The organism is Pseudomonas edaphica, from assembly GCF_005863185.1.
Classification (GTDB): domain Bacteria; phylum Pseudomonadota; class Gammaproteobacteria; order Pseudomonadales; family Pseudomonadaceae; genus Aquipseudomonas; species Aquipseudomonas edaphica.
Genome location: NZ_VBVZ01000220.1, coordinates 1 through 9,389, shown reverse-complemented (window position 1 = coordinate 9,389; position 9,389 = coordinate 1). Strand labels below are relative to the sequence as shown.

General features: G+C 59.7%; 10 protein-coding genes. 6 read left to right on the top strand and 4 right to left on the bottom strand.

Features of this window, described 5'->3' with window-relative positions; all coding sequences use genetic code 11:
* Positions 1-178: 178 nt before the first annotated feature.
* Positions 179-649 carry an Lrp/AsnC family transcriptional regulator gene (locus FEM54_RS16005; protein WP_138451844.1) on the bottom strand — a complete coding sequence of 157 codons (471 nt, stop codon included), beginning with the start codon at positions 647-649 and terminating at the stop codon, positions 179-181.
* Positions 650-776: 127 nt separating this feature from the next.
* Here FEM54_RS16005 and FEM54_RS16000 point away from each other — a divergent pair, with 127 nt between their 5' ends.
* The 6 genes from FEM54_RS16000 to FEM54_RS15975 all read left to right on the top strand — a co-directional run bounded on the left by FEM54_RS16000 (position 777) and on the right by FEM54_RS15975 (position 6,035).
* Positions 777-1,115, top strand: a complete 339-nt coding sequence (locus FEM54_RS16000; RefSeq protein ID WP_017135282.1) for a hypothetical protein — start codon at positions 777-779, stop codon at positions 1,113-1,115.
* An 82-nt stretch (positions 1,116-1,197) separates the two neighbouring features.
* Positions 1,198-2,892, top strand: coding sequence for a GspE/PulE family protein (locus FEM54_RS15995; RefSeq protein ID WP_138451842.1), 1,695 nt, complete (start codon positions 1,198-1,200; stop codon positions 2,890-2,892).
* A gap of 77 nt (positions 2,893-2,969) precedes the next feature.
* Complete coding sequence (locus FEM54_RS15990) at positions 2,970-3,890, top strand: SPFH domain-containing protein (protein ID WP_017135280.1); 921 nt, start codon at positions 2,970-2,972, stop codon at positions 3,888-3,890.
* A gap of 10 nt (positions 3,891-3,900) precedes the next feature.
* Entirely contained in the window at positions 3,901-4,347 is a 447-nt protein-coding gene (locus FEM54_RS15985; RefSeq protein WP_017135279.1) for an NfeD family protein, read from the top strand.
* Positions 4,348-4,416: 69 nt separating this feature from the next.
* On the top strand, positions 4,417-4,731 hold the full coding sequence (locus FEM54_RS15980; protein ID WP_017135278.1) for a DUF2388 domain-containing protein: 315 nt from the start codon (positions 4,417-4,419) through the stop codon (positions 4,729-4,731).
* A gap of 161 nt (positions 4,732-4,892) precedes the next feature.
* Positions 4,893-6,035 carry a DegT/DnrJ/EryC1/StrS family aminotransferase gene (locus tag FEM54_RS15975; protein ID WP_056860748.1) on the top strand — a complete coding sequence of 381 codons (1,143 nt, stop codon included), beginning with the start codon at positions 4,893-4,895 and terminating at the stop codon, positions 6,033-6,035.
* A gap of 74 nt (positions 6,036-6,109) precedes the next feature.
* Here FEM54_RS15975 and gcvH read toward each other — a convergent pair whose 3' ends face one another.
* From gcvH to FEM54_RS15960, 3 genes are all read right to left on the bottom strand, one after another.
* Positions 6,110-6,493 (bottom strand): glycine cleavage system protein GcvH, encoded by a 384-nt coding sequence (gene gcvH, locus FEM54_RS15970; RefSeq protein ID WP_017135276.1) that lies wholly within the window; start codon positions 6,491-6,493, stop codon positions 6,110-6,112.
* A gap of 52 nt (positions 6,494-6,545) precedes the next feature.
* Positions 6,546-7,628 (bottom strand): glycine cleavage system aminomethyltransferase GcvT, encoded by a 1,083-nt coding sequence (gcvT, locus tag FEM54_RS15965; protein ID WP_099550298.1) that lies wholly within the window; start codon positions 7,626-7,628, stop codon positions 6,546-6,548.
* A 156-nt stretch (positions 7,629-7,784) separates the two neighbouring features.
* A partial coding sequence (locus FEM54_RS15960; RefSeq protein ID WP_138451840.1) for an ABC transporter permease occupies positions 7,785-9,389 on the bottom strand: 1,605 nt, incomplete at its 5' end.

The window sequence follows — 9,389 nt, the reverse complement described above, 5'->3', positions numbered from 1 at the left end:
ATCCTGCGTTGGGCCGCGAAGCGGCCCCAGTAAAGGCACTGCAATTTTCCTGAAAGAACTCAGTGTCTGGGTTTGGGGCTGCTTCGCGGCCCAACGCAGGATAAGCCTGCTCGCCACAACAGCCCACTGGCCACTAACCGGTTGTGTAGATACCTATGCCGCGATGAGGCAGGCCTTATCAGCACAAGACTGGCAGGCTGGTGGTGGACTTGATCTCCGATAAAGCCACGATCGAGTTCACCTCCTGAATCCCCGGCACCATCGACAGCTTCTCGAAGAAAAACCGCTCATACGCCTCGATGTCCGAGGTGACGATGCGCAGCAGAAAATCCACCGCACCCATCAGCACATAACACTCCAGCACTTCCGGAAACCCGCGAATCGCTTCGGTGAACTCGGTGAAGTTGGAACGGCCGTGGGCGTTGAGTTTGACCTCGGCAAAAATCTGCGTGTTAAGGCCGATCTTCTTGCGGTCCAGCAATGTGACCTGGCCGCGAATCACCCCTTCCTCCTTGAGCCGCTGGATACGCCGCCAGCACGGCGACTGGGACAGGCCCACCTGTTCGGCGATCTGAGCACTGGACAGCGAAGCATCCTCTTGCAGCAGCGCCAGGATACGGCGGTCGTAGGCGTCCAACTCACTGTGCATAAAAATACCTTTGAATGTGCTTATCCTGAATTGTTCTATTCAATAAATCGCAGATAGAGCCCATCTTAGATAAGAAATCTCCGCCCGCGAATGTAAAAATTTCTCCAGTCGAATTTGGAGAGTCAGCATGCACGCCGTCGAAACCACCCACACTCCCGCACGCGTCGACGCCTGGGCTGTCAACAGCGCCCATTGCCAGGCGCATTATCAGATCGTCGCCGAGGCCGAGCCGGACGTGCTGTGCCGGGTGCTCAACTATTTCGCTTTGCAGTTCCTGACCCCGCAACAGGTCAATGTGAGCCGTGAAGACGACCTGTTGAACATTGATATCGTCATGGACGGTTTGAGCTGGCACCGCGCCCAGGTGATCGGTGAAAAGATTAGAAACCTGATCAGCGTCTGCTCGCTGGAAGTGTGGCGAGCTGACTCTCTGCGGCCTGCAGCGATGACGGCGGCCAGCCTGTAAAAGCCGGCAATACTCATGGGGAGGTGGATGTTCGGAGGCAGGCTAGCCTGGGTTTACACCCGACGCCTGCCAGGAAATGCCCATGCCTACCGCCTTGCACACTCACCGCCTGGAACTGCATCAGTTGCTGCCGACGCTGCTCGAGCAAGGGCTGATAACCGCAGAGGTGGCACATTCACTGGCGACGGCGCCCGCTACCCAGCAACACCCTCTGGCATGCATCGCAGCCCACGGGCTGTGCCTGGAAACCTTGACGCAATGGCTGGCCACGCAGGTCGGGCAGCCTTATCTGCGTATCGACCCGCTCAAGATAGACGTGGCAACGGTAGTGCCATTGATGTCCCACGCCTTTGCGCAGCGCCACGGGATCCTGGCGGTGGCCGTGGATGCGCAGACCGTCACCGTCGCCAGCGCCCAGCCCCATGTCCGCGACTGGGAAGCCGGGTTGGCACAGGTGCTCAAGCGCTCGATCAAGCGCGTGGTCGCCAACCCCAAGGCTATTGAGCGCTGCATCGGCGAGTTCTACCGCTTGGCCAAATCCGTCAGCGGCGCCGATCAAAAGGCGACAGTGGCCGGCAATGTCGAACTGCTCAGCCTCGGCGCCAGCGATCAGGAGCCGGATGCCAATGACGCGCATATCGTCACTATCGTCGACTGGCTGTTGCAGTACGCCTTTGGGCAGCGGGCCAGTGATATCCATGTCGAACCCTGTCGCGACCAAGGCCGCGTGCGTTTTCGCATCGACGGGCTGCTGCACGATGTGTATCAGTTTCCGCCTCAGGTCACGATGGCGGTGGTCAGCCGCCTCAAGAGCCTGGGTCGGATGAACGTCGCGGAAAAACGCAAACCCCAGGACGGCCGGGTCAAGACCAAAAGCCCGGCGGGCATAGAGGTGGAACTGCGCCTTTCGACTTTGCCAACAGCGTTTGGTGAAAAACTGGTGATGCGGATTTTCGACCCACAGGTGCTGCTGAAAGATTTTGACCAGCTTGGTTTGTCAGATGACGACCAACAACGCTGGCACGCCATGACCGGCCAGGCCAACGGCATCATCCTCGTCACCGGGCCAACCGGCTCCGGCAAGACCAGCACCCTCTACGCCACGCTCAAGCAACTGGCAACCCGCGAGGTCAACCTGTGCACGGTAGAGGACCCGATTGAAATGATTGAACCGGCCTTCAACCAGATGCAGGTGCAACACAACATCGACCTGACCTTCGCCAGCGGCGTCCGCGCCCTGCTGCGCCAGGACCCGGATATCATCATGATCGGTGAGATCCGTGACCGGGAAACCGCAGAAATGGCGATTCAGGCCGCATTGACCGGGCATCTGGTGCTGTCGACGCTGCACACCAATGATGCGCCCAGCGCCATCAGCCGGCTGCAGGAGCTTGGCATTGCTCATTATTTGATCAAGGCTACCCTTATAGGGGTGATGGCGCAGCGTTTGGTGCGGCTTTTATGCCCTCACTGCAAACGCGCGGTGGGCGCGCCGGGCACCGCGCATGAAGCTGTCGGCTGTGCAGAATGCCGCGAAAGTGGTTATCGAGGCCGCGCCGGGCTCTACGAAATCATGCCGATGAGCGAGGCGCTCAAGGCGCTGATCACCCCAGGTGCCGACGTGCAGGCTCTACGCCGGGCCTCAGTGGAGCAAGGCATGCGCAGACTGCGCATGGCTGGTATCGACAAAGTGAACGCCGGGCTGACCACCCTGGCAGAGGTATTACGGGTAACGCCTGGGGATTCAGAAACAAATGATTTGATTGTTGGCCCGTGAAACCGTCCTTATCCGTGACTGGGCCGTTACAATCGGCCACACGTCGCATCACTGACACCATCAGATAGGGAATCGCTATGCAGATCGGAACCGTACTGCTTCTTTTCGTGGGTTTGGCCGTTGCCATCCTGTTCATGGGCTTTAAAGTGGTGCCCCAGGGCTACCAGTGGACTGTCGAGCGTTTCGGCCGCTACACCAACACACTCAAGCCCGGCCTCAACATCATTATTCCGATCATGGACCGCATCGGTCGCAAGATAAACGTGATGGAAAGCGTGCTGGATATTCCACCGCAGGAAGTGATCACCGCCGACAACGCCACCGTGCAGATCGACGCCGTGTGCTTCTTCCAGGTGGTCAACACCGCCCAGGCCGCCTACGAGGTCAATAACCTCGAGCACGCCATCCGCAACCTGCTGCAAACCAACATCCGCACCGTGCTTGGCTCCATGGAGCTGGATGCCATGCTGAGCCAGCGTGACGGCATCAACGAAAAACTGCTGCGTACCGTGGATGAAGCCACGGCGCCGTGGGGCATCAAGATCACCCGCATCGAGATCAAGGACATCAGCCCGCCTGCCGACCTGATGGCCGCCATGTCCGGCCAGATGAAAGCCGAGCGGATCAAGCGTGCGCAGATCCTGGAAGCCGAAGGCCTGCGGGCATCGGCGATCCTGACGGCCGAAGGTAAAAAACAGGCGCAAATCCTTGAGGCCGAGGGCAGTCGCCAGGCGGCTTTCCTGGAGTCCGAAGCCCGTGAGCGTCAGGCCGAGGCCGAAGCCCGTGCCACACAAGTGGTCTCCGAGGCCATCGCGTCGGGCAACGTGCAGGCGGTTAACTACTTCGTCGCGCAAAAATACATCGATGCCCTGGGCAAGCTGGCATCGGCCAACAACAGCAAAGTCATCCTGATGCCGCTGGAAGCCAGCCAGGTAATTGGCGCCGTCGGTGGCATCGGCGAAATCGTCAAGGCAACCTTCGACAACAAGAAAGGCTGAGGCAACTGCCATGTGGGAATTCCTGCAGCATCTGTCGTTCTGGGATTGGCTGGCACTGGGCACGGTGCTGTTGATTCTTGAAGTGTTCGGCGCCGGCGGTTACCTGCTGTGGATGGGCATCGCCGCTGCCGCTGTAGGCGTGATCAAGTTCGTGGTGCCGCCGCTGGGGTTGGAATGGCAACTGCTGCTGTTCGCCGTGCTGTCGATTTTGACCGCCGTCTATTGGTGGAAACGCCAACGCAGCAGCGCCAAGGTCAGCGACCAGCCGGGGCTGAACATGCGTGGCTCGGAGCTGGTTGGCCGCACGTTTGTGGTGCACCAGGCCATCGTCGATGGCCGGGGCAAGATAAAAGTCGGTGATGGCGTGTGGATGGCCACTGGCCCGGATACCCCGATAGGCGCTCAAGTACGTGTCATTGGTCAGGACGGCGTGGTTTTACAGGTCGAAACTGTTTAGTCAGTGATGGAACTCGACTGAGCTAACTACAATCAAACTGTTCAGATAACCCAGTCGGAGTCACCCATCATGCGTTTCAAATATGCTGTCGCAACCCTCGCTGTGCTTTCCCTTCCTGTCGGTTCAGCCATGGCCGACAGCTTTTGGCGTAATGTCATTTCATCGGGCGCTACTACCGGCTCGACGTACCTGACCTTCAAGGACCACAAGCTGGTGGTTGCCGCCCAAGACGACGCAGGCAGCTTTGTTGCCAGCGACGGCGGCATCCGCGGTCCATACCTGGAAGCCGCCATGCAGAAAGTCCGCGCTGACAACCCAGGCCTCAAGGCCACCGATATGGAATTGGCCAACGCTATCCTCGCGAAAAACGCTGTGACCGAGTAAAGCGCCCATAAAAAATGCCGCTCTTTGGGAGCGGCATTTTTTTGCTCGTAACATGACGATTCATTCACGTGTGACAGGCTATATTCAGTCGAACCGTGCAACCATGCGGTACTGATACGTTTATTACTCATCGCCTATCTGAAACGGATGCCTTCGTCGTTATGAGCCAACAGCCCTTTCTGCCGTTTTCCAAACCTACCATTGATGAAGCCACCATCTCGGCGGTCGGCGATGTACTGCGCTCGGGCTGGATCACCAGCGGGCCAAAAGTGCAGGCGTTCGAAGCACAGCTGTCGGAATACTTTGGCGGCCGGCCGGTGCGGACGTTCAACTCCGGCACCTGCACCATGGAAATTGCTTTGCGCATCGCCGGGATTGGCCCAGGGGACGAAGTCATCACCACGCCGATCTCCTGGGTCGCCACTGCCAACGTGATCCTGGAAGTCGGTGCCACGCCGGTATTTGCCGATATCGACCCGGTAACCCGCAATATCGACCTGGCCCAAGTAGAAGCTGCAATCACCCCACGTACCAAGGCGATCATTCCGGTGTACCTGGCGGGCCTGCCCCTGGACATGCCGATGCTGTATGCACTGGCCAACAAGTACAACCTGCGTATCGTCGAAGACGCCGCCCAGGCACTGGGTTCCAGCTGGGATGGCGAACGCATTGGCGCAACCGGCGACTTTGTATCCTTCAGCTTCCAGGCCAACAAGAACATCACCTCTTCCGAGGGCGGTTGCCTGGTATTGAACAATGCCGAAGAAGCCCGCCTGGCCGAGAAATATCGCTTGCAGGGCGTTACCCGCACGGGTTTCGATGGCCTGGACGTAGATGTGTTGGGCGGCAAGTTCAACATGACCGACATTGCCGCAGCCATCGGCCTGGGCCAGTTCGCTCATATCGAGAAGATCACTGCCCATCGCCAGAACCTGGCGCGCCACTACTTCAAATGCTTCGGCAGTGATTTCGAAGCGCAATACGGCGCACAACTGCCACCGGCAGACTTCGAAAACAGCAACTGGCACCTGTTCCAACTGGTATTGCCGGAGCGTCAGGATGGCAAGCCGGCACGCGCCACCTTCATGGAACAGATGCAGGCGCATGGCGTCGGCATTGGCTATCACTACCCGCCGATCCACCTGCTGAGCCTGTATCGGGCACAGGGTTTCAAGGAAGGCATGTTCCCGGTGTCGGAGCGTGTTGGGCGTTTGATCGTGTCGTTGCCGATGTTCACGGCGATGACAGAGGCGGACGTAGAGCGGTCGGTTGCGGCGGTTAAAGCGGTATTGAAAGCGGGTTAAACAAAAAAGCGTTGGCTTGCAACAATCAACTGTGGGAGCTGGCTTGCCTGCTCCCACATTGATTTGTGTCGTGTTTACTCGCCGATGGCAGCTTTGTAACCCGCAGCATCCAGCAGTTTTTCCAGATCGGCCGGGTTGCTTGGCTTGAGCTTGAAGATCCAGGCGCCGTAAGGGTCGGTGTTCAACAGCTCAGGGCTGCCACTCAGTTCCTCGTTGACGGCAATCACTTCGCCAGCAATCGGGGCGTAGATATCCGAAGCAGCCTTCACCGACTCAACCACGCCAGCCTGGCCTTCAGCTTCAAACTGGGCGCCAACTTCCGCCAGCTCAACAAACACCACATCACCCAACGCTTCCTGTGCATGGTCGGAAATCCCGACGGTCACAGTGCCGTCGGCTTCCAGACGGGCCCATTCGTGACTTTCGGCAAAACGCAGGTCAGCTGGGATATCGCTCATAATCTGTGTCCTCAAGAAGAAATGTCAGCGGCCTTCGGCCTGCCGGAAATAGTTAGATCAAGGTTTTGCCATGGCGTACGAAGGTCGGTTTGACCACTCGAACCGGGTACCACTTGCCGCGGATTTCCACTTCGGCCCGATCGGCGGTGGCCGTCGGTACGCGCGCCAGGGCAATGGATTTGCTCAGCGTAGGAGAGAAACTACCACTGGTGATCTCTCCTTCGCCAACATTGGCGATACGAACCACTTGGTGAGCGCGCAAAACCCCACGCTCCTCCAGTACCAGCCCGACCAATTTGTACTGCACACCCGCCGCCAGCTCTGCTTGCAGCGCGCTGCGACCAATGAAGTTGCGACCGGCAGGTTCCCAGGCAATGCTCCAGGCCATGTTAGCCGCCAAGGGCGAAACATCCTGGTGGATATCCTGACCATACAGGTTCATGCCGGCTTCCAGGCGCAGGGTATCGCGGGCGCCAAGACCAATGGGTGAAATACCCGCGCCGACCAGGTCGTTGAAAAAGCCTGGCGCCTGATCGGCAGGCAGGACTATTTCCAGGCCGTCTTCACCGGTATAGCCGGTACGGGCGATAAACCAGTCACCGTCGGCCTGGCCTTCAAAGGGCTTGAGTTGATGAATCAGGTTGCTGCGCGACTGGGTGACCAGTTCGGCGATTTTCTGCCGGGCATGGGGACCCTGAATGGCGAGCATGGCCAACTCGGGCCGCTCCTGCAGTTGCACCGAATAGTTGCCCAGTTGCGCCTGCATCCAGGCCATGTCCTGGTCGCGGGTGGCTGCGTTGACCACCAACCGGTAACCGGCTTCGGTGCGGTAGACGATCATGTCGTCCACCACGCCGCCCTGCTCATTGAGCATGGCGCTGTAGAGCGCACGGCCGCAGCCATGCAAACGATCGACATCATTGGCCAGCAGGTGCTGGAGCCATTCCTTGGCCTGAGGGCCGGTGACATCGATCACGGTCATATGAGATACATCGAACACCCCGCAGTCGCGTCGCACCTGATGGTGTTCTTCAACTTGCGAGCCGTAGTGCAGAGGCATATCCCAACCGCCAAAATCGACCATTTTCGCGCCGAGGGCGAGATGCAGGTCATACAGAGGCGTACGCTGTCCCATGGGTTTCTCCTTCCGGGCTTGGCGAAGGTGCGCGGAGCTGCTGTTTGCGCTGAACACCTTGAATTACAAGGCCTGCAGCCACGCCCAGCGACTCGCTCCGAAAGACGAAGCGCACCGAATGCCGCGCATTGTAGCCGCAAGCCGTAGGACTGGCACCTAACCGATTTGCCGCGCAGAGCGTCGGATCAAGCCGATGACCGGCAGCAGCCCCACCAGCACAAGGGTCAGCGCCGGCAACGAGGCTCGCGCCCATTCGCCTTCACTGGTCATTTCAAAGATGCGAACCGCCAGGGTGTCCCAGCCAAATGGGCGCATCAGCAAGGTTGCGGGCATTTCCTTGAGCACATCGACGAACACCAGCAACGCCGCGCTCAACGTGCCCGGCAGCAATAACGGCAGATACACTTTGCAAAACAGTCGTGGCCCGCTCACCCCGAGACTGCGTGCCGCTTCGGGCAACGACGGGCGGATTCGCGCCAGGCTGTTTTCCAACGGCCCGTAGGCCACCGCCAGAAAGCGCACCAGATAGGCCAGCACCAGTGCCGACAGGCTGCCAAGCAGCAAGGGTTTGCCCGCGCCGCCGAGCCACCCCGAGAGCGGTACCACCAGCTCTCGGTCCAAGTAGCTGAATGCCAACATGATCGACACCGCCAGCACCGAACCCGGCAAGGCATAGCCGACGTTAGCCAGGCTGATACCAGAGCGAATCGCCCGTGTCGGCGCCAGCCGGTTGGCGAAGGCGAGTATCAACGCCACGCTGACCGTGATCAGCGCCGCGATACCGCCTAAGTAAAGGGTGTGAACGATCAGGCCGGTGTAGCGCTCATCCAGGTCGAAGCGGCCGCGCTGCCAGAACCAGGCGACCAGTTGCAGCATGGGGATGACAAAGGCGCAGGCGAACACCAACCCGCACCACGTGCTGGCCGCTGCCGCCTTGAACCCTCGCAAGTGATACAACGCCTGGCCCCGTGGCCGCTCGTTGCTTGGGCGGCTGGCACCGCGGGCTCGCCGTTCGCCGTACAGCACCAGCATCACCACCAGCAGCAACAGGCTGGCCAGTTGGGCAGCGCTGGAAAGGCTGAAAAAGCCGTACCAGGTCTTGTAGATGGCGGTGGTGAAGGTGTCGAAATTGAACACCGAGACCGCGCCGAAATCCGCCAGGGTTTCCATCAAGGCCAGGGCCACGCCGGCACCAATCGCCGGCCGTGCCATGGGCAGCGCGACGCGCCAGAACGCTTGCCAGGGCGATTGCCCGAGCACACGTGCCGCCTCCATCAGCCCTTTGCCCTGGGCAAGAAACGCCGTGCGCGCCAACAGGTAGACGTAGGGGTAGAACACCAGCACCAACACGATAATTACGCCGCTGGTGGAGCGCACGCGCGGCAGCCGCAGGCCGGTGCCGAACCATTCACGCAGCAGGCTTTGCACCGGACCAGCGAAATCCAGCAGGCCGACAAACACAAAGGCCAGTACGTAGGCGGGAATGGCAAAAGGCAGCATCAAGGCCCAATCGAGCCAGCGCCGCCCAGGAAACTCGCAGAGGCTGGTCAACCAGGCCAGGCTCACGCCCAGCAGGGTCACACCCACACCGACGCCCAGCACCAAAGTAAGGGTATTGCCCATCAGGCGCGGCATCTGGGTGTCCCACAGGTGCGACCAGATTTGCGCATCAATGCTTTGCCAGGACAGCAACAGCACACTCAGCGGCAACAGCACCAGGGCGGCGACGCTGAAGACCGGCAGGTACCAGCGGCGTTGGGC

Excerpts from the sequence above, each read along its gene's own strand:
- FEM54_RS15985 (WP_017135279.1), top strand. The coding sequence starts at position 3,901 with ATGTGGGAATTCCTGCAGCATCTGTCGTTCTGGGATTGGCTGGCACTG.
- FEM54_RS15995 (WP_138451842.1), top strand. The coding sequence starts at position 1,198 with ATGCCTACCGCCTTGCACACTCACCGCCTGGAACTGCATCAGTTGCTG.
- FEM54_RS16000 (WP_017135282.1), top strand. The coding sequence starts at position 777 with ATGCACGCCGTCGAAACCACCCACACTCCCGCACGCGTCGACGCCTGG.
- FEM54_RS15975 (WP_056860748.1), top strand. The coding sequence starts at position 4,893 with ATGAGCCAACAGCCCTTTCTGCCGTTTTCCAAACCTACCATTGATGAA.
- gcvT (WP_099550298.1), bottom strand. The coding sequence starts at position 7,628 with ATGGGACAGCGTACGCCTCTGTATGACCTGCATCTCGCCCTCGGCGCG.
- FEM54_RS15980 (WP_017135278.1), top strand. The coding sequence starts at position 4,417 with ATGCGTTTCAAATATGCTGTCGCAACCCTCGCTGTGCTTTCCCTTCCT.
- FEM54_RS15990 (WP_017135280.1), top strand. The coding sequence starts at position 2,970 with ATGCAGATCGGAACCGTACTGCTTCTTTTCGTGGGTTTGGCCGTTGCC.
- FEM54_RS16005 (WP_138451844.1), bottom strand. The coding sequence starts at position 649 with ATGCACAGTGAGTTGGACGCCTACGACCGCCGTATCCTGGCGCTGCTG.
- gcvH (WP_017135276.1), bottom strand. The coding sequence starts at position 6,493 with ATGAGCGATATCCCAGCTGACCTGCGTTTTGCCGAAAGTCACGAATGG.